Origin of the sequence: Streptomyces sp. SM11 (assembly GCF_002910905.1) — a bacterium.
In the GTDB taxonomy this organism is placed as follows: domain Bacteria; phylum Actinomycetota; class Actinomycetes; order Streptomycetales; family Streptomycetaceae; genus Streptomyces.
In genome coordinates this window covers 1-18,707 of the sequence record NZ_NEUE01000059.1, presented here as the reverse complement: position 1 = coordinate 18,707, position 18,707 = coordinate 1, and the positions used below count along the sequence as shown (strand labels likewise).

At 70.7% G+C, this 18,707-nt stretch carries 16 protein-coding genes and 3 pseudogenes; 11 read left to right on the top strand and 8 right to left on the bottom strand.

The genetic code is table 11. From position 1 onward, the window contains the following. Nucleotides 1-502, bottom strand: a pseudogene (locus B9S58_RS03700) (hypothetical protein); the annotation flags it as partial. Nucleotides 503-681: 179 nt separating this feature from the next. Between B9S58_RS03700 and radA the strand changes: the two are divergent. Further along, complete coding sequence (gene radA / locus B9S58_RS03695) at nucleotides 682-2,103, top strand: DNA repair protein RadA (protein WP_103530710.1); 1,422 nt, start codon at nucleotides 682-684, stop codon at nucleotides 2,101-2,103. A gap of 80 nt (nucleotides 2,104-2,183) precedes the next feature. Then, nucleotides 2,184-3,308, top strand: coding sequence for a DNA integrity scanning diadenylate cyclase DisA (gene disA / locus B9S58_RS03690; RefSeq protein ID WP_003968311.1), 1,125 nt, complete (start codon nucleotides 2,184-2,186; stop codon nucleotides 3,306-3,308). A gap of 270 nt (nucleotides 3,309-3,578) precedes the next feature. On the opposite strand, the gene B9S58_RS03685 is transcribed toward disA, so the two are convergent. Beyond that, nucleotides 3,579-4,322: a hypothetical protein gene (locus B9S58_RS03685; RefSeq protein WP_103530709.1), complete on the bottom strand. Its 744-nt coding sequence runs from the start codon at nucleotides 4,320-4,322 to the stop codon at nucleotides 3,579-3,581. Nucleotides 4,323-4,625: 303 nt separating this feature from the next. Here B9S58_RS03685 and B9S58_RS03680 point away from each other — a divergent pair, with 303 nt between their 5' ends. The 5 genes from B9S58_RS03680 to cseC all read left to right on the top strand — a co-directional run bounded on the left by B9S58_RS03680 (nucleotide 4,626) and on the right by cseC (nucleotide 9,391). Further along, nucleotides 4,626-5,540 (top strand): A/G-specific adenine glycosylase, encoded by a 915-nt coding sequence (locus B9S58_RS03680; RefSeq protein WP_103530708.1) that lies wholly within the window; start codon nucleotides 4,626-4,628, stop codon nucleotides 5,538-5,540. Between the two features lie 219 nt (nucleotides 5,541-5,759). Next, the gene (locus B9S58_RS03675) at nucleotides 5,760-6,431 is read left to right on the top strand and encodes a SigE family RNA polymerase sigma factor (protein WP_103530707.1); all 672 of its coding nucleotides are present in this window, start codon (nucleotides 5,760-5,762) and stop codon (nucleotides 6,429-6,431) included. A 110-nt stretch (nucleotides 6,432-6,541) separates the two neighbouring features. Further along, complete coding sequence (locus tag B9S58_RS03670; RefSeq protein ID WP_103530712.1) at nucleotides 6,542-7,210, top strand: hypothetical protein; 669 nt, start codon at nucleotides 6,542-6,544, stop codon at nucleotides 7,208-7,210. A gap of 64 nt (nucleotides 7,211-7,274) precedes the next feature. Then, complete coding sequence (gene cseB / locus B9S58_RS03665; protein WP_103530706.1) at nucleotides 7,275-7,988, top strand: two-component system response regulator CseB; 714 nt, start codon at nucleotides 7,275-7,277, stop codon at nucleotides 7,986-7,988. Between the two features lie 65 nt (nucleotides 7,989-8,053). Continuing rightward, a complete protein-coding gene (cseC, locus tag B9S58_RS03660) occupies nucleotides 8,054-9,391 on the top strand; it encodes a two-component system sensor histidine kinase CseC (RefSeq protein ID WP_103530705.1) in 1,338 nt (445 codons plus the stop codon). 221 nt (nucleotides 9,392-9,612) lie between these two features. On the opposite strand, the gene B9S58_RS03655 is transcribed toward cseC, so the two are convergent. Continuing rightward, nucleotides 9,613-10,329: a M23 family metallopeptidase gene (locus B9S58_RS03655; protein WP_103530704.1), complete on the bottom strand. Its 717-nt coding sequence runs from the start codon at nucleotides 10,327-10,329 to the stop codon at nucleotides 9,613-9,615. Nucleotides 10,330-10,784: 455 nt separating this feature from the next. Here B9S58_RS03655 and B9S58_RS03650 point away from each other — a divergent pair. The 3 genes and pseudogenes from B9S58_RS03650 to B9S58_RS03645 all read left to right on the top strand — a co-directional run bounded on the left by B9S58_RS03650 (nucleotide 10,785) and on the right by B9S58_RS03645 (nucleotide 13,060). Then, nucleotides 10,785-11,140 (top strand): annotated as a pseudogene (locus tag B9S58_RS03650) (trypco2 family protein). 8 nt (nucleotides 11,141-11,148) lie between these two features. Beyond that, a pseudogene (locus tag B9S58_RS38710) lies at nucleotides 11,149-11,778 on the top strand (serine protease); the annotation flags it as partial. Next, the gene (locus B9S58_RS03645) at nucleotides 11,777-13,060 is read left to right on the top strand and encodes a hypothetical protein (RefSeq protein ID WP_258044178.1); all 1,284 of its coding nucleotides are present in this window, start codon (nucleotides 11,777-11,779) and stop codon (nucleotides 13,058-13,060) included. The pseudogene B9S58_RS38710 and the gene B9S58_RS03645, both read left to right, overlap by 2 nt. A gap of 90 nt (nucleotides 13,061-13,150) precedes the next feature. Here the strand turns inward: B9S58_RS03645 and B9S58_RS03640 are convergent, their stop codons facing one another. After that, nucleotides 13,151-15,679: an ATP-dependent Clp protease ATP-binding subunit gene (locus B9S58_RS03640; RefSeq protein WP_103530703.1), complete on the bottom strand. Its 2,529-nt coding sequence runs from the start codon at nucleotides 15,677-15,679 to the stop codon at nucleotides 13,151-13,153. A 449-nt stretch (nucleotides 15,680-16,128) separates the two neighbouring features. Between B9S58_RS03640 and B9S58_RS03630 the strand changes: the two genes are divergently transcribed. Beyond that, nucleotides 16,129-16,731: an SCO3374 family protein gene (locus tag B9S58_RS03630; RefSeq protein ID WP_103530702.1), complete on the top strand. Its 603-nt coding sequence runs from the start codon at nucleotides 16,129-16,131 to the stop codon at nucleotides 16,729-16,731. On the opposite strand, the gene B9S58_RS03625 is transcribed toward B9S58_RS03630, so the two are convergent. The 4 genes from B9S58_RS03625 to B9S58_RS03610 all read right to left on the bottom strand — a co-directional run bounded on the left by B9S58_RS03625 (nucleotide 16,710) and on the right by B9S58_RS03610 (nucleotide 18,538). After that, entirely contained in the window at nucleotides 16,710-17,045 is a 336-nt protein-coding gene (locus B9S58_RS03625; protein ID WP_103530701.1) for an Lsr2 family protein, read from the bottom strand. The two genes, B9S58_RS03630 and B9S58_RS03625, sit on opposite strands and share 22 nt — an antisense overlap. Nucleotides 17,046-17,189: 144 nt before the next feature. Then, nucleotides 17,190-17,759 carry an amino-acid N-acetyltransferase gene (locus tag B9S58_RS03620; protein ID WP_258044177.1) on the bottom strand — a complete coding sequence of 190 codons (570 nt, stop codon included), beginning with the start codon at nucleotides 17,757-17,759 and terminating at the stop codon, nucleotides 17,190-17,192. Between the two features lie 9 nt (nucleotides 17,760-17,768). Next, the gene (locus B9S58_RS03615) at nucleotides 17,769-18,227 is read right to left on the bottom strand and encodes a BlaI/MecI/CopY family transcriptional regulator (RefSeq protein ID WP_103530700.1); all 459 of its coding nucleotides are present in this window, start codon (nucleotides 18,225-18,227) and stop codon (nucleotides 17,769-17,771) included. Nucleotides 18,228-18,358: 131 nt separating this feature from the next. Further along, nucleotides 18,359-18,538, bottom strand: coding sequence for a hypothetical protein (locus B9S58_RS03610; protein WP_103530699.1), 180 nt, complete (start codon nucleotides 18,536-18,538; stop codon nucleotides 18,359-18,361). Between the last annotated feature and the right edge of the window lie 169 nt (nucleotides 18,539-18,707).

The window sequence follows — 18,707 nt, the reverse complement described above, 5'->3', positions numbered from 1 at the left end:
CCTCGGGGGTGGCGGGCGGGGTGTGCTCCGGCGTGCGCTGGGGGGTGCGCTGGGGGGTGTGCGCCCCCTGGTGCCGGGGCGCGGCGGTGGCTTTCGCCGTACGGGGCGGCTTGACCGTCCCGGCGGGCCGGCCGTGGGCCCGGCGGCCGTGCTTGCGCTCGGTGAGGGTGCGCAGGCAGGCCCACCGGGCCAGCGCGTACAGCCAGGATTTACGTTCCTCCTCGGCCGTGGGGCCCCGGGCGTCCTGCCGGTCCGCGATCGACAGGACGGCACCGAGCGCCTCGGTCGCCGCGTCGTGATCGCAGAGCACGGAGAGGCAGTAGGTGAAGAGTCCGTCGAGATACGGCTCGTAACGTGCGGGCGGTCGCTGTGCCGGGGCGTGGGGTGCTCGGCGATGCGCCCGGTGTGCGCCGGTGGTGTGCGTGGGGGGCTCCAGCCTGCTGCTCGTCACCCGGCGACCGTAGGCAGGGGAGCGCATGCCCTTAGTGCCCCTTGAGCACATTTAATCCTTACGGGTGAACGTATCCCTCGAAAGAGGATAGGAGTCATGGATTCGGGCTGGAGCGCACGGGAGTGCTTCCGTGCGCCCTGCGTGCAGAAGGGCCGCGCACGCCGACCGTACGGACAGCGCACACCGACCGTGCGGGCGGCGTTGTCGTACCCCACCTATACGGTGACGCCATGGCTGCCCGTACGAAATCCGCGAAGGACCGTCCGTCCTACCGCTGCACCGAATGCGGCTGGACCACCGCCAAGTGGCTCGGGCGTTGCCCCGAGTGCCAGGCGTGGGGGACGGTCGAGGAGTTCGGCGGCGCCCCCGCCGTGCGCACCACCGCGGCCGGCCGGGTCTCCACCGCCGCCGTGCCGATCGGCCAGGTCGACAGCCGGCAGGCCACCGCCCGCTCGACCGGCGTCGGTGAGCTGGACCGGGTGCTCGGCGGCGGGCTCGTGCCGGGCGCGGTCGTGCTGCTGGCGGGCGAGCCGGGGGTCGGCAAGTCGACGCTGCTGCTGGACGTGGCGGCCAAGGCGGCGAGCGACGACCACCGCACGCTCTATGTGACCGCCGAGGAGTCCGCGAGCCAGGTCCGGATGCGGGCCGACCGGATCCGCGCGATCAACGACCACCTCTACCTCGCAGCGGAGACCGACCTCTCCGCGGTGCTCGGCCATCTGGACGCGGTGAAGCCCTCGCTGCTCGTCCTGGACTCGGTGCAGACGGTCGCCTCGCCCGAGATCGACGGCGCGCCCGGCGGGATGGCGCAGGTGCGGGAGGTCGCCGGGGCGCTGATCCGGGCCTCCAAGGAGCGCGGGATGGCCACGCTGCTCGTCGGCCACGTCACGAAGGACGGCGCGATCGCCGGGCCCCGGCTGCTGGAGCACCTGGTGGACGTCGTGCTGTCCTTCGAGGGTGACCGCCACGCCCGGCTGCGTCTGGTGCGCGGCGTCAAGAACCGTTACGGGGCGACCGACGAGGTCGGCTGCTTCGAGCTGCACGACGAGGGCATCACCGGTCTCGCCGACCCCTCGGGCCTCTTCCTGACCCGCCGCGACGTGGCGGTGCCGGGCACCTGTCTGACGGTGACGCTGGAGGGCAAGCGGCCCCTGGTCGCCGAGGTGCAGGCGCTCACCGTCGACTCGCAGATCCCTTCACCCCGGCGCACGACCTCCGGTCTGGAGACCTCCCGGGTCTCGATGATGCTCGCCGTCCTGGAGCAGCGCGGCCGGATCACCGCGCTCGGCAAGCGGGACATCTACAGCGCGACGGTGGGCGGCGTGAAGCTCACCGAGCCCGCCGCCGACCTCGCGATCGCGCTCGCACTGGCCAGCGCGGCCAGCGACACCCCGCTCCCGAAGAACCTGGTCGCGATCGGTGAGGTGGGGCTCGCGGGCGAGGTCAGAAGGGTCACCGGGGTGCAGCGGAGACTGTCCGAGGCACACCGTCTCGGCTTCACCCACGCGCTCGTTCCGACCGACCCGGGAAGGGTCCCGGCCGGTATGAAGGTCACGGAAGTCGCCGACATGGGCGATGCTCTGCGGGTCCTCCCGCGCCGGTCTCGTCAAGAGGCGCCGCAGCCTCGTCAGGAAGACAACGCGCGCCGGTAGACTTTGCCCTGGTCTCGCCCGCCCGTGGACACGGCATGGGGGACGCAAGGGCACCGCAAACCTGTGACCGGAGGAGTGCAGTGGCAGCCAACGACCGGGCGACGACGCCCGGAAAGTCCGGCCAAGGCACCGGTAACGAGGCGCTGATGCGTGCCTCGTTGAGCGCGGTCGCGCCCGGAATGGCCCTGCGGGACGGCCTGGAGCGCATTCTCCGCGGCAATACCGGTGGGCTGATCGTGCTGGGCATGGACAAGACCGTCGAGTCGATGTGCACCGGCGGATTCGTGCTGGACGTGGAGTTCACGGCGACGCGCCTGCGCGAGCTGTGCAAGCTCGACGGGGCACTGATCCTCGACAAGGACATGACCAAGATCCTGCGGGCCGGTGTGCAGCTGGTCCCGGACGCCTCGATCCACACGGAGGAGACGGGCACCCGTCACCGTACGGCGGACCGGGTCTCCAAGGCGTGCGGCTTCCCCGTCGTCTCGGTCTCCCAGTCGATGCGGCTGATCGCGCTGTACGTGGACGGGGAGCGACGGGTCCTGGAGGAGTCCTCCGCGATCCTGTCCCGGGCCAATCAGGCACTCGCCACCCTGGAGCGGTACAAGCTGCGCCTCGACGAGGTGGCCGGCACGCTTTCCGCGCTGGAGATCGAGGACCTGGTCACCGTCCGGGACGTGACGGCGGTGGCGCAGCGGCTGGAGATGGTGCGGCGGATCGCCACGGAGATCGCGGAGTACGTGGTCGAGCTCGGCACGGACGGACGGCTGCTCTCCCTCCAGCTGGACGAGCTGATCGCCGGGGTGGAGCCGGAGCGGGAGCTGGTCGTCCGGGACTATGTGCCCGAGCCGACGGCGAAGCGGTCGCGCACGGTGGCCGAGGCGCTGACCGAGCTGGACGCGCTGAGCCACACGGAGCTGCTGGAGCTGCCGGTGGTGGCACGGGCGCTGGGCTACAGCGGCTCGCCCGAGACACTGGACTCGGCGGTGTCGCCGCGGGGCTTCCGGCTGCTGGCGAAGGTGCCGCGGCTGCCGGGGGCGATCATCGAGCGGCTGGTGGAGCACTTCGGCGGTCTGCAGAAGCTGCTGGCGGCGAGCGTGGACGACCTCCAGACGGTGGACGGCGTCGGCGAGGCGCGGGCGCGCAGCGTGCGGGAGGGGCTCTCGCGGTTGGCGGAGTCGTCGATCCTGGAGCGGTACGTCTGACGTCGGGCCGCTTCCCCAGCCCGTCCGGGCGTCTGGGGACGGGCCCCGGGCCCGGGGCGGGCTGGAATCACGGGCTCGCCCTGCCCTGTGGGCGCGTCGCCCGCCCGTGTTAAGGGTTCCGTCCTCAAACGCCTGACGGGCCGGAGATGCCGGGCGGGCTGGTTGTACCGGGCCGTCCGGAACCGTGGGCGCATCGCCGGTCCGTGTCGACAGTTCCGTCCTCAAACGCCTGACGGGCTGAAGATGCCGGGCGGGCTGGATGGGCGCCGGTCAGTCCTTGGCGAGGACGAAAGAGGCTCGCTGGACCGGTTCGCCGGGGGCCTTCGCCTCCAGGAGGTACGTTCCCGGGCCGGCCTTGCCCGCCGGCGGGGTCGCGCAGCCCGGGGCGGACAGGGTGCGGTTCCAGTCCACCGTGTGGATCACCGTCGCGCCCGCCGGGACCTTCAGGAACAGCGGGCCGGCCGCGGCGGGGCAGTCCTTCGAGGACCAGATCGGATCGTCGTCCTCGCCACCGGCCTCGGTGACCGTGAGGACCGCGTTCTTCGGCCCGAAGTCGGCCTTGCACGTGGTCGACGAGGTGTTCTTCGCGATCAGTTCGAACTTCGGCTTGTCGTCGGGGCCGTAACTGACCTTCGTCCGCAGGCTCAACCGCACCGCGGCTGGCTCGCACTCGGGGAGCGGGGAGCCGGCCGGGACCTGTCGGCCCGCCGTGCCGCCGCCGCCCGCACCCGAACCGGCCGTGTCCGCACCGCCTGTTGACGCCCCGTCGGACGACGCACCTTCGGAAGAGGCGCCGTCGTTCGCGCCGCCGGAGGACGCGCCCGTGCCGCCGTCGGAGCCTCCGGAGCCGGCGCTCCCGCCCGACTCGTCGCGGCCGCCCGGCTGTTGACTGATCGCGGGGCCGGAGCTCGACGGCCCGGGGTCGATCGACCTGGCCGGGCCGGAGCCGCCGGACTTGCCGTCGTCCCGCGTCCCCCCACCGCTTCCGGACGTCATCGCCCAGGCGATCAGCACGGCGAGCAGCGCAACCAGAAGTCCCGCTACCGCCCTTCGACGCCAGTAGATGCTGGAGGGAAGCGGACCGACCGGATTGCGCATAGATCCCACGGTCCGAACTCTACGAGAGATCCAGGCCGACTCAGGCCCCACCCGCCGCTCCGCTCACAAGTTTTGCCGATCATCATCACGGGAACGAGGTCGCGAGCCGGTCACAGGGGACAGAACGGGTGGCGTTGTCACCCCCTGGGCCGCCGCGCGGGCCGACACCCCCGCACCCGTGACCGACGCCCCCTCTTCCATGCCAGGATCGTCATTGCCATGACTGCCATGACTTCGACTTCAGCCCAGACGCCCCCCGCCGCCGCCTCCCTCCACACCCCCGTCATCGGGTGGTTCGAGCAGCATGCCCGCGATCTGCCCTGGCGCCGCCCCGAAGCGGGCGCCTGGTCCGTGATGGTCAGCGAGTTCATGCTGCAGCAGACCCCGGTGAGCCGGGTCCTCCCGGTGTACGAACAGTGGCTCGCCCGCTGGCCCCGCCCCGCCGACCTGGCCGCCGAGGCGCCCGGTGAAGCGGTCCGCGCCTGGGGCCGGCTCGGCTACCCGCGCCGTGCACTTCGGCTGCACGGGGCCGCGCAGGCGATAACGGAACGGCACGGCGGCGATGTGCCGAGCGAGCACGCCCAGCTGCTGGCGCTGCCCGGGATCGGCGAGTACACGGCGGCGGCCGTGGCCTCGTTCGCGTACGGGCAACGGCACGCGGTGCTCGACACGAACGTCCGCCGGGTGTTCGCCCGCGCCGCGTCCGGGGTCCAGTATCCGCCGAGCGCGACCACGGCCGCCGAGCGCAAGCTCGCGCGGGCGCTGCTGCCCGAGGAGGACGAGCGGGCGGCGCGCTGGGCGGCGGCCACGATGGAGCTGGGCGCGCTCGTGTGCACCGCGCGCAACGAGGACTGCGACCGGTGCCCGATCGCCTCGCGGTGTGCCTGGCGGCTGGCCGGGAAGCCCGCGTACCAGGGGCCGCCGCGCAAGGGCCAGACGTACGCCGGCACCGACCGCCAGGTGCGCGGGCGGCTGCTGGCGGTGTTGCGGGACGCACTGCATCCCGTACCGCAGGCCGCCCTGGACGCGGTGTGGGAGGAGCCGGTGCAGCGCGCCCGCGCGCTGGACGGGCTCGTGGCGGACGGGCTGGTCGAGCCGTTGGCCGACGGCAGGTACCGCCTTCCGCTGACCTGATCGCCCCGCTCCGCTCCGTCCCGTCCCGTCCCGCACCTCGGGGAGTGTCCTGCCCCCCGCTGTTACACAATCGATGGGCAGCCGTGCACCGGCCTACGGCTGCTCCGCACATCGCCGTGACAACGCCTCCGTAGCGTCTTCGACAGCAGGACGGCCGGACCGCGGAACACCCCGCGGCCCGGCGGTGCACGGGGATGTTCGGGGACGGAGGCGGTTGTCATGGCGCAGGGCGAGGTGCTCGCGTTCGAGGACTACGTACGCACACGGCAGGAGGCGCTGCTGCGCAGCGCGCGTCGTCTGGTTCCCGACCCCGTCGATGCACAGGACCTGCTGCAGACCGCCCTGGTGCGCACTTACGGCCGCTGGGACGGCATCGCCGACAAGTCCCTGGCCGACGCCTATCTGCGCCGCGTCATGATCAACACCCGTACGGAGTGGTGGCGGGCGCGCAAGCTCGAAGAGGTGCCGACCGAGCAGCTGCCCGACGCGAGCGTCGAGGACGGCAGCGAGCAGCGCGCCGACCGCGCCCTCCTGATGGACATTCTGGGCATTCTGGCTCCCAAGCAGCGCAGCGTCGTCGTGCTGCGACACTGGGAGCAGATGAGCACGGAGGAGACGGCCGCGGCGCTCGGCATGTCGGCCGGTACGGTCAAGAGCACGCTGCACCGGGCCCTGGCACGACTGCGCCAGGAGCTGGAGAGCCGCGAGCTGGACAGCCGCGAGGCGGTCGCACGGGAGACCGGGGGCCACCGGAGCGCGGCACCGGTCACCTCCGCCCGTGTCCCCGCCCAGCGGTCACCGGTCACGGCGGTGCCGGGGGCGAGGGCGCACACACCGGCGCAGCGCAACTGGCGTCACAACGAGCGGGGGATGGAGCGGTGCGCGGCCTGAACGGCAGCAGCAGCGGAGGGGACGCATTCGGGGACGGCTCCTCGGGCGGCTCGGACGACGGCGACGACGACCCGGGGAGACCGGGCCGGAGCCGGAGCTTCCGGAGCGGTATGGCGGCGAGTGGCACGGCCTTGGCCGGACTCGTCGCCTTCGGGCTGTTCGGCGCCGGCTGCTCCACGGGTGGCACCGGCACCCGGGACGAGGGTCCCGCCGGCAGTCAGCCGGTCGCCCAGACCACCCCGCGGGCCAGCCCTTCCGGCACGACCCCGCCCGTCAGGCGGGTCGACGCCGTGCGGCTCCTCAAGGACGACCCCAAGGTGGGCGAGCGGATCAGGGACGGACTCAGGCCCTGCGCGGGCAAGGCCTATCCGGTCGACACCTCGTACGGGTCGGTGACCGACGGCCGGGTCGCCGACGTGGTGGTCAACGTGATGAGCTGCGCCGACTCGGTGGGCGTCGGAACGTACGTGTACCGGGCGGAAGGCGACGGCTCGTACAAGAACGTCTTCTCGGCCGAGGTCCCCGCCATCTACGGAACGATCGACCGGGGCGACCTGGTGGTGACCACCCAGGTCTACGGGTCGAAGGATCCACTGGGGTACCCGTCCGGCTCGGAGGTGGTCACCTACCGTTGGGCGAGCGACCGCTTCACCGAGCACGACCGGGTGCACAACGACTTCAGCCGTGCCGTCGAGGGCACGGACGGTGACCTGCCCGTGCAGTCGGAGCCGCTGGATCCGGTTCCGTCGGACGAGCCGGTGGAGCCGGGCAGGAACTGAACCCGGGCAGGACCGAAGTCGTGCCGGTGGAACCGGGCAGGAACGGAAAGCGAGAAGCAGCTCCATGGCCGAGACCCACGTCCTCTTCGTCGAGGACGACGACGTCATCCGCGAGGCCACCCAGCTCGCCCTGGAGCGGGTCGGCTTCACGGTCACCGCGATGCCCGACGGGCTCTCCGGTCTGGAGGCGTTCCGCGCCGACCGGCCGGACATCGCCCTGCTCGACGTGATGGTGCCGGGCCTGGACGGGGTGAGCCTGTGCCGCCGTATCCGGGACGAGTCGACCGTGCCGGTGATCATGCTCTCCGCGCGGGCCGACTCGATCGACGTGGTGCTCGGCCTGGAGGCCGGGGCCGACGACTACGTCACCAAGCCCTTCGACGGCGCGGTCCTGGTCGCCCGCATCCGGGCGGTGCTGCGCCGCTTCGGCCACGCGGCCGGGCCGGACGGCCTGGGCCAGGGCGGTCCGGAGGGGGACGCCGAGACGCTCGGCGGGGTACTGGTCTTCGGCGATCTGGAGGTCGACACCGACGGAATGGAGGTGCGGCGCGCCGGCGAGCAGGTGGCGCTGACGCCCACCGAGATGCGGCTGCTGCTGGAGTTCTCGTCCGCGCCGGGCACCGTCCTGTCCCGCGACAAGCTCCTGGAGCGGGTCTGGGACTACGGCTGGGGCGGGGACACCCGGGTAGTTGACGTGCACGTCCAGCGGCTGCGCACCAAGATCGGCCAGGACCGGATCGACACGGTCCGCGGCTTCGGCTACAAGCTGCGCGGCTGAGGCGGGATGAAGCGGTCTGCGCGGATCAAGCGGTTGGTGAGGGCGAAGCGGCCGGTGAGACGGGGATGAAGCGACTGGCCCTGCGGACCGGTGTCCGCTGGAAGATCAGCATCGCCATCGCGGCGGTCGGCGCGCTCATCGCGGTGGCGCTGAGCCTCGTGGTGCACAACGCGGCCCGCGTCTCGATGATCGAGAACGCCCGCGAGGTGCAGCTGGAGCGGCTGCTGGGCGCCCAGCGCTTCTACGAGGCGACGAGCATGCAGAAGGGCGGGCCGAAGTTCGGGGCGAAGCTCAACGACCCGACGATCCCGCCGAGCCTGCGCGACGAGGTCCGCAAGAACCGCCGGGCCACCCATGTGGCGCAAGGCCCCGACGGGGTCCCCGAGGTCTGGGCGGCGGTTCCGCTGGCGGGCGGGGACGTGCTCTCGCTGCACACCCGGTTCGCGGACCGCTCCGCCACGATCATGGACGACCTGGACCGGGCCCTGATCATCGGCTCGGTCTCGGTGGTCTTCGGCGGCTGCGCACTCGGGGTACTCATCGGCGGCCAGCTCTCGCGCCGGCTGCGCAAGGCCGCGGCCGCGGCGGGCCGGGTCGCCCAGGGGCAGACGGACGTACGGGTCAGGGAAGCCGTCGGCGGGGTCGTCCGCGACGAGACCGACGAGCTGGCGCGGGCGGTCGACGCGCTGACCGACGCGCTCAACGAGCGGATCGAGGCGGAGCGCCGGGTCACCGCGGACATCGCCCATGAGCTGCGTACCCCGGTGACCGGGCTGCTCACGGCGGCCGAGCTGCTGCCGCCGGGCCGCCCCACCGAGCTGGTACGCGACCGGGCCCAGGCGATGCGCACGCTGGTCGAGGATGTGCTGGAGGTGGCCCGCCTGGACAGTGCGTCGGAGCGGGCGGAGCTCCAGGAACTGCCGCTCGGCGAGTTCGTCAGCCGCCGGATCGGGCTGCTGAACCCCGAGGTGACCGTGCAGGTGGTGCACGAGTCGTGGGTTTCCACCGATCCGCGCCGGCTGGAGCGCATCCTCGGCAATCTGCTCGGGAACGCCGCCAAGCACGGCTCCACCCCGGTGGAGGTCACGGTCGAGGGCCGGGTGGTGCGGGTCCGCGACCACGGGCCGGGGTTCCCGGAGGAGCTGCTGCGGGACGGGCCGAGCCGGTTCCGTACCGGCAGCATGGACCGGGCCGGGCACGGGCACGGTCTTGGCCTGACGATCGCGGCGGGCCAGGCGCGGGTGCTGGGGGCCCGGCTGACCTTCCGCAACGCGGCGCCCTCGGGTGCGGCGGAGGGCACGGGCGGGGCGATCGCGGTGCTGTGGCTGCCGGAGCACGCGCCGACGGTGACGGGGAGCTTCCCGGTGCTGCGGATGGCCGACCAGCGGCAGCCGTCGGACTGAGCCATGGGCCGCCCGTCGGGCAGGGTGGCGGAACGCCGACGGCGACCCCGAGGAGTGAGCCGTGAGGCTGTCCTCGACGTCGCCGTCGGTCGGGTGACCCGGGCGCACGCCCCGGGTGCCGGGGTGTAGCGGGTCCACTGACACTTTTCGGTTGTGCTGCGCGGCCGGCCGGGCGCCGGCTGACGCCGGTGCCGTGGGGCCTCGCGGTTACGCCGGCCGGATCAGATGGAGACGTGCACCGAGCGGAGGAACGCGGCCGGGTTCAGCGCCGAGCCGTAGTTCGGGGTGGTGCGGATCTCGAAGTGAAGGTGCGGGCCGCTGGAGTTTCCGGTGTTGCCGGACAGGGCGATCTTCTGGCCCGTCTTCACGGTCTGGCCGATCTTCACGTTGACCTTCGACAGGTGCGCGTACTGCGAGTACTTGCCGTTGGAGTGCTTGATCACGACGGCGTTGCCGTACGCGGGGCCGTCGCCGGCGCCGTTCGGGCCGGCCTTCACGACGGTGCCCTTGTGGGCGGCCACGACGTCGGTGCCGACCGGCACGGCGAAGTCCTGGCCGGAGTGCTTGGCGGCCCAGCGGGCGCCGCCGGTGCCGTAGCTGGCGCTCAGCGTGTACTTCTTGACCGGGGACTTCCAGGAGGCGGCGTTCTTCTTCGCGGCCTTCTTCTTGTCCTCGGCCTTCTTCTTGGCGTCGGAGGCCTTCTTCGCGGCCGCCTTCTTGGCCGCGTCGGCGGCCTTGCCCTGCGCGGCCGCCTGCTGGGCGACCGAGTCGGCGGTCGTGCCGGCCCCGAGGGGAGCGGCGGCAGCGCCGGTGCTGCTGGAGGCGAACGCCGTACCGGCACCCAGCACCACGGACGCCCCCAGGCCGGCGGCCAGGACGGCGCCACGGACGCGGAAGGCGGACGGGCGGATGGAGTGCTGGTTCGTTGCGCGCTTCATACGAGGAAGTCCTCCGAAGGTGAGTGGACCCGGCGTGCTGTCCGGGCTTGCTCCACCTTGGTAACCCGCACCCCCGCCGGTACCCAAACACCCCATCTACGAAGAAAAGCCGTAGACGGGGCCGAGGGAATTGGTCGCGCTTGCCCCCTTACGAGGGGCGATGCGGGCTACGAAATCCTTCGCGCGGAAGACGTTTAACGCCTGTTCCACGGGGCCCTTTCCGGACATGGCACCGTGAAACGACCGTAACGCCCACCACCTCGGAAGAGCCTGCCGACGCCGGGCCGAAGGTCCCGCGGCCGATCATGACCCCTTCTACTGGCCCGGGTAGTAGGCCTGCTTCGGGCTGTGCGCCTTGTCACCGCCGGTGGGACCTAAGACCTTCCGGTTCGGGACCTTCGGCCTGCTACTTCACTACGCTGGCGGGAAAGCAGCACCGCACCCCGGGGGGACCCATGACGGCCGAGAACACCCATGCGCTGGACGGCATCGAGCTCGCCGATGCCGTCGCGTCCATCCGCAACCAGCTCATCGACGCGGCGACCCGGGCCACGGACCACCCGTCTCCTTCGCGGTCGGCGACATCCAGATGGAGTTCGCCCTCGAACTGCGCCGGGAGGTCAAAGCGGGCGGCAAGGTGAAGGCCTGGGTGGTCGAGGCGGGCGCGGACGCCGCCCGCACCACGGGCCGCACGCACAAGGTGGCCTTCACCCTGACCCCGCGCGACGCCGCGACGGGCGAGGCGTGGGAGATCGGGACGGAGGACGACGGGTCCACGGCGGGGTTCGGTGACGGGACCACCCGCACGTGAGCGCGACGATCACCCACCCCGCCGACCGTACGGTGGTCGTCTCCTCGATCCAGCAGGGCAGCGGCGTCCTCCTCACCGACCGGCTGGTGCTGACCTGCGCCCATGTGGTCAAGTCCGGGTCCGTCCTGATCGCTCACCCCGCTCTCCCGGACCGCGTACGGGCCACCGTCGCCTGGATCGACTACCGCCTGGACGTGGCGCTGCTGGAGGCCGTCGAGCCGGTGCGGCCGGTCCCGGCCGTGCGGCTCGGCGTGGTCGACACCCGCCAGGCGATACCCGGGTGCGAGATCACCGGCTTCCCGCGCGTCCAGCGGTACGGCCGCGACCGGCGCCTGGAGGCCGACCAGTACACGGCGACGGTCCTGCCCCTGGCGGGCCGCGTCCGCGACCTGCTGGTCTGCGACCTCGACGGCCCGCCCGCCGCTCGCCCGGACGATGAGCCGGCGGCCCTGTCCGGGCTCTCCGGCGGCCCGGTCTTCATGGGGGACGTGCTGCTGGGCATCGCCCGGCAGATCCCCCAGCAGCGCGACGGCCGCCGCGTCGAGTGCGTGCCGCTCGCCCCGGTCCTGGCGGCCAGGCCCTTCCGCCTCGTCTGTCAGCGGACCGGGGCCGACCTGCGGGCGGCACGAACTGGCGGTGCTGGTGGACGGTTTGCTGGACGCGGGCCTGGAGCACGAGGACGGGGCGATGGGGCGCGTCGACCTCCACGTCCTGGCCGCGCTGTGCGCGCAGCACGCGGCGTGGCTGGACGACCGGGTACGGGAGCGGGTCCGCCGGAGCACGGCGGCGTTGTACCCGTTGCTGGACCACGACCGGGCCAAGGCGGTGGCACGGCTGGGGCCAGCGGCGCTGGACGGCTTCCCCGCGCCGGAGAGCCTGACGCCCGACTACCCGTCGGTCCGGTACATGGCGGGCCTGATCGCCGAGATCGGTGGAAGCGAGGCCGTACCGCACGCCCGCGCCTGGGTCCTCGCCCACCCCCAGGTCGGCAGTTGGTTCATCCACGACTGGAGCAACTTCCCTCCCCACGCGTACGCCACCGAGGTTCTGACGCACTGCGAACTCTCCGCCGCCCCGTTGTTGATCAGCGATCGCGAACGGCTCAGGGCCGTTCGGCATCTCCCGTCCGTTCGTGACCTGTCCCTGAGGAAGAGTCTGCCGGAGTCGGAGATCAGCGAGGCCCTGGAGGGGAAGCGAGCGCTGGAGAGTCTCTACATCAGTGACAATCAGCGGCTCACCGATCTCTCCTGCCTCTCTCCCGTACGCGACCGGCTGGGTCTGCTGTCCATCGGGAAGTGCTCAGGCATCAGGGACCTGCGGCCGCTCATGGAGTTCACCGCGCTGTACGCCCTGTTCCTGGACGTCGCGCACGTGCCGCCCTCGCACTGGGAGCAGATCGCGGCCCTGCCCAGCGGCCTGGCCCTGCTGGTCCTGGGGAACCTCCCGGTGGACGGCCTGAGCCTCATCCCCGCTCACTCCGGGGTCACCCACCTCGGTCTGGCAAGTGACCGCCCGTTCGTTCTGGACGGGCTCGGCGCCTGGTCGTCACTCATGTCGCTGAAGTTGTCCGGGCTCAAGAACTTCGGTGAGGCGCTCACCGAACTGCGGGAGCTGCCCCGGATCAACGAGATCGAGTTCAGTTCCTTCCCCTTGCCGGACGGCCCCGGCGACGCGCCGCCCGTCCCGTCCATCGAGGACCTGACCGTGCCCTCCCCGGCGGACGGCGCGGACCTGTCGCTGCTTCGTACCCTCTTCCCGGAGACCTCCCACCTCACCCTGCGGGTCTCGGACCACACCGGGAAACTGGACCTCACGTCGCTCCACGACTGGCCGGGACTCACGGTGGACGTCCGCGGCCTGGCGCACCGCGTGCTTCTCGGAGCGGACGAACTGGGCGACCGCCTCACCGCCGCCCGCTAGTGATCCACTGATCCACGAAAGAAGGGGCTGCCCCGGACCGGCCGTGAAGCCGATACCGGGGCAGCCCCTCGCGTGTGCCCTACGTGCGCGTCACGCGTCCTTCGTCAGGTTCGGGCCGGCGCCGCCCGCCGCCTGCTCGATCGGCGGGACGTCGGGCAGTGCCGACTTCTCCTCGCCGCGGAAGGTGAACGTCATATCGTCACCCTCGCCCTCGGTACCCACGACCACGATGTGACCGGGACGCAGCTCACCGAAGAGGATCTTCTCGGAGAGGATGTCCTCGATCTGCCGCTGGATCGTCCGGCGCAGCGGCCGGGCGCCCATCACCGGGTCGTAGCCCTTCTTCGCCAGGAGCGACTTGGCCTCGGAGCTGAGCTCGATGCCCATGTCGCGGTCCCGGAGCCGCTCGTCCACCTTGGCGAGCATGAGGTCGACGATCTGGATGATGTCTTCCTCGGTCAGCTGGTGGAAGACGACGGTGTCGTCGACACGGTTGAGGAATTCCGGCCGGAAGTGCTGCTTGAGCTCTTCGTTGACCTTGTTCTTCATCCGCTCGTAGTTCGTCTTGACGTCGCCCTGGGCGGCGAAGCCCAGGTTGAAGCCCTTCGAGATGTCCCGGGTCCCGAGGTTGGTCGTCATGATGATGACCGTGTTCTTGAAGTCCACGACCCGACCCTGGGAGTCGGTCAGGCGACCGTCCTCCAGAATCTGGAGCAGGGAATTGAAGATGTCGGGGTGGGCCTTCTCGACCTCGTCGAAGAGGACGACGGAGAACGGCTTGCGGCGCACCTTCTCGGTGAGCTGGCCTCCCTCCTCGTACCCCACGTAGCCGGGGGGCGAACCGAAGAGGCGGGAAACCGTGTGCTTCTCGCTGAACTCCGACATGTCGAGGGAGATCAGCGCGTCCTCGTCGCCGAAGAGGAATTCGGCGAGCGTCTTGGAGAGCTCGGTCTTACCGACACCGGACGGGCCGGCGAAGATGAACGAGCCACCGGGGCGCTTCGGGTCCTTCAGGCCGGCTCGCGTACGGCGGATCGCCTGCGAAAGGGCCTTGATGGCGTCCTTCTGCCCGATGACGCGCTTGTGGAGCTCGTCCTCCATGCGCAGCAGACGGGAGGACTCCTCCTCCGTCAGCTTGAAGACCGGGATTCCGGTGGCCGTGGCCAGGACCTCGGCGATGAGCTCGCCGTCGACCTCGGCGACGACGTCCATGTCGCCGGCCTTCCACTCCTTCTCCCGCTTGGCCTTCGCCGCCAGCAGCTGCTTCTCCTTGTCACGGAGGGAAGCCGCCTTCTCGAAGTCCTGGGAGTCGATGGCCGACTCCTTGTCGCGGCGGACGCCCGCGATCTTCTCGTCGAACTCGCGGAGGTCCGGCGGCGCGGTCATCCGGCGGATGCGCATCCGGGACCCGGCCTCGTCGATCAGGTCGATCGCCTTGTCCGGCAGGAAGCGGTCCGAGATGTACCTGTCGGCCAGGGTCGCGGCCTGGACGAGGGCCTCGTCCGTGATGGAGACCCGGTGGTGGGCCTCGTAACGGTCGCGCAGACCCTTGAGGATCTCGATGGTGTGCGGCAGCGACGGCTCCGCGACCTGGATGGGCTGGAAGCGGCGCTCCAGGGCCGCGTCCTTCTCCAGGTGCTTGCGGTACTCGTCGAGCGTGGTGGCGCCGATAGTCTGGAGCTCACCGCGCGCCAGCATGGGCTTCAGGATCGAAGCCGCGTCGATGGCGCCTTCCGCGGCACCCGCACCGACCAGCGTGTGGAGCTCGTCGATGAACAGGATGATGTCGCCGCGGGTGCGGATCTCCTTGAGAACCTTCTTCAGGCGCTCCTCGAAGTCACCCCGGTACCGCGAACCTGCGACCAGGGCGCCGAGGTCCAGGGTGTAGAGGTGCTTGTCCTTGAGGGTCTCGGGCACCTCGCCCTTGACGATCGCCTGGGCCAGGCCCTCGACGACCGCCGTCTTGCCGACGCCGGGCTCGCCGATGAGGACCGGGTTGTTCTTGGTCCGGCGGGACAGCACCTGCATGACCCGCTCGATCTCCTTCTCGCGCCCGATGACCGGGTCGAGCTTGGACTCACGAGCGGCCTGGGTGAGATTCCGGCCGAACTGGTCGAGCACCAGGGACGTGGAGGGCGTGCCCTCGGCGGGACCGCCTGCGGTGGCCGCCTCCTTGCCGCCCGAATACCCGGAAAGCAGCTGGATGACCTGCTGCCGGACCCGGTTCAGGTCGGCGCCCAGCTTCACGAGGACCTGGGCTGCGACGCCCTCGCCCTCGCGGATCAGGCCGAGCAGGATGTGCTCGGTGCCGATGTAGTTGTGGCCCAGCTGAAGGGCCTCGCGGAGCGACAGCTCCAGGACCTTCTTGGCTCGCGGGGTGAAGGGGATGTGCCCGGAAGGAGCCTGCTGCCCCTGCCCGATGATCTCCTCCACCTGCTGGCGGACCGCCTCGAGCGAAATCCCGAGGCTCTCCAGGGCCTTAGCGGCGACACCCTCACCCTCGTGGATCAGGCCCAGGAGGATGTGCTCGGTGCCGATGTAGTTGTGGTTGAGCATCCGGGCTTCTTCCTGAGCCAGGACGACAACCCGCCGCGCGCGGTCGGTGAACCTCTCGAACATCGTTAATCGCTCCTCAGAGCGGTCGGTCAGTGAGGGGTCGGTCCCCTCCCAGTCCTTCCGCATGCTAGTCCCGCAGGACGGGACAGCTCATTCCAACTGCCGACATCCGTCCGGATCACCCCGCACCGGCGGGGATTCTTACTGCCGAACAGCTGACAACTGCTCCAACCCGATGGTGCGAGACGATGTTCCCGCAGGCCAGGCAGATACCCCTTTCGCCAGTACGCCGATGGCGAACGTGAGACGCCTCGGCCAGCGTGTCGCCCCTTCCCACTAGGAAAGTCTTACCCGCAATCACTGACAGACCATGCGGCGCGCCCCGGTTCCCTCCGCTACGGGCGAACAACCTTGCGCTGCTGAACGCTCTCGCACGCCCCCACGGTCGGCACACAACGTGACGCGAAGCGGACTCCGCGTAACCTCGGAGGTGGTTCGGCGGTTCATCGGGCATGACCCGCACCGTCCCGCAGCCCCGACCGTCACCCGATGCCGCTCCGGGTTCCGCCGACGCCGCTCTCGCCCGGCGGTACGCGAGGGAGCTGGGCTGGGCGACCGCGGGACGCGCTCCGCTGCGACTGCTCACCGGGGTGAGCTTCGATGTGCTGGAGCTGCCCGCCGACGCCGGTCACGCCGTGCTGCGCCGCGGTGTGCGCACTGGTCCCGTGCTGCTGTCCGGTGCGCGGATGGGGCTACTGGTCGCCGCGGGCGGCGCCGATGAGCTGCCGGGGCTGCTCGACTGGCTGGAGTGGGGGCCGGTCCCGCTGGACCTGACCGCCGTGGGCGCGGGGGGCCGCGTCACGGCCCCGCCTCTCCCGGGCGCCCCGGGGGACTCGCTGGGGGCCGCCGTCTGGCTGCGGCCCCCAGAACCGAGGCATGCGCCCGGGTCGGCGCTGCCGGCCCTGGCGGGCTTCGGGAGCAGCGGTGGGGATGCCCCCGACCTCGTACGCCTGGTGGACGCCATGGCTACGGAATGCCATCGGGTCCGGTTGTCACGCGCCCGTTCCGGGGTGCTGACAAGGGGTTCCGCGGATCAGCCGTTGGCCTTCTCGTAAGCCTCACGGATCTCGGCGGGAACGCGGCCGCGGTCATTCACGTTGTGGCCGTTCTCCCGGGCCCACCGGCGGATTTCCGCGGTGTCCTTGTTGCCTCCGGTCGCCGCGCGACCCTTGCCACGGCCCGTGGCGGCACGGCCACCGGTGCGACGCCCACCCTTGGTGTAGGGCTCGAGAAGGCCGCGAAGCTTGTCCGCGTTGGCCGTGGTGAGGTCGATCTCGTACGTCTTGCCGTCAAGAGCGAACGTGACGGTCTCGTCGGCCTCGACACCGTCGAGGTCATCGACAAGAAGGACCTGAACCTTCTGTGCCACGGGATATCCTTTCATCGAAAATGGAGTACGCGGAAAGGAAACCGCTTTTCCCTCGAAAACACAAACCCTCGGGAGAGGTTCAGCAGCCCGAGAAGACGGGAAACGTGCGCGATTCGGACATAGGGTTGCAGGTCCTTCTGCAGATCACAGGTGCAGAAGCATCCGGCTGTTGCCCAAGGTGTTCGGCTTCACTCGTTCGAGACCGAGGAACTCCGCGACACCCTCGTCGTAGGAACGCAGCAGCTCACTGTAGACATCGGTGTCGACGGGCGTCTCGCCGATCTCGACGAAGCCGTGCTTCGCGAAGAAGTCCACTTCGAAGGTGAGACAGAAAACCCTGCGGACACCGAGCCATCGGGCGGTCCGCAAGAGCTTGTCCAGTACGTGATGCCCGACTCCCGCGCCCTTGATGCGGGGGTCGACGGCAAGGGTCCGTACTTCCGCCAGGTCTTCCCACATGACATGAAGTGCGCCGCAGCCGATGACCGTCGCGTCCTCGTCGCGTTCCGCGACCCAGAACTCCTGGATGTCCTCGTAAAGGGTGACGGTCGCTTTGTCGAGCAGGATGCCCCCGGACACGTACCCGTCGAGGAGTCGTCGCACCGCCGCGACATCACTCGTCCTGGCCCGCCGGACGGTGATGGCGAGCTTATTTACCGACGGGTCGGTATGGAGTTCGGTTTCCGGATCGCTTTGCGGCTGCTCTGGGGACATGCCCCGACGCTATCGCCCGCTCTCCGGCGTCGCGTCATCGGCCGGGGTGTCATCTCCGACGGTGCCGGCGGTCGGTTCGGCGGGGCTGCCGGGGGTGGTTTCGGCGGGGTTGGGGGAAACCATGCGAACGGCATCCTGCAGCGCTTCGCGCTGCTCGGCGGACATCATGCCGAAGAACGCGACAAGTGCGGCGGCGGGGTTGTCACTGCGTGACCAGGCTTCGTTCATCAGTGCTGCCGAGTAGGCGGCCCTGGTGGAGACGGCCGTATATCGATAGGCGCGGCCGTCGACTTCCCTGCGTACCCAGCCCTTCTGATGGAGATTGTCCATTACCGTCATCACGGTCGTGTAGGCGATGGACCGTTCCCGCTGAAGGTCCTCAAGGACTTCCCGCACGGTGACCGGCCGGTTCCATTGCCAGACGCGTGTCATCACGGCGTCTTCGAGGTCTCCCAATTGACGGGGCACGAGATCACTTTAGTGCTAGATGTCCCGAATGTTCGGGTATTTACACAGCAAAAGAGCGCACGGCTCCGATGAGTCGTGCGCTCCGGGGATGTACGCCGGGAGGGCGCGGGGCGGGCGGACCGCTGCCGCGATCAGGCGTTCTCCGGACGAGCGGTCTGCTTTACGGTCTCCGCACGGGCGAGCGCCGCGTCCACCGCACCGTCCTCCTTTGTCTTGTTCGGGCCACCCTGGCTCTTGACGATGATCACGATCAGGGCGATGAAGAAGACGGCCATCACCACGGGCGGCACGAGCGCGGATACATAGTCCATGCCGTCCAGAGTAGCGATCCCCGGACGCCCCGACGCGGCGACCTCCCGGTGGAGGCCGCCGCGTCGGGTGCCGGCGAGCCGGATGCGGATGAGGGGGTCAGCCGGCCGCCCGCTCCTCGGACGGGGGCGGTGCGGGCCGGCGGCGCGGCGGGAAGACCTCGGAGGGCTT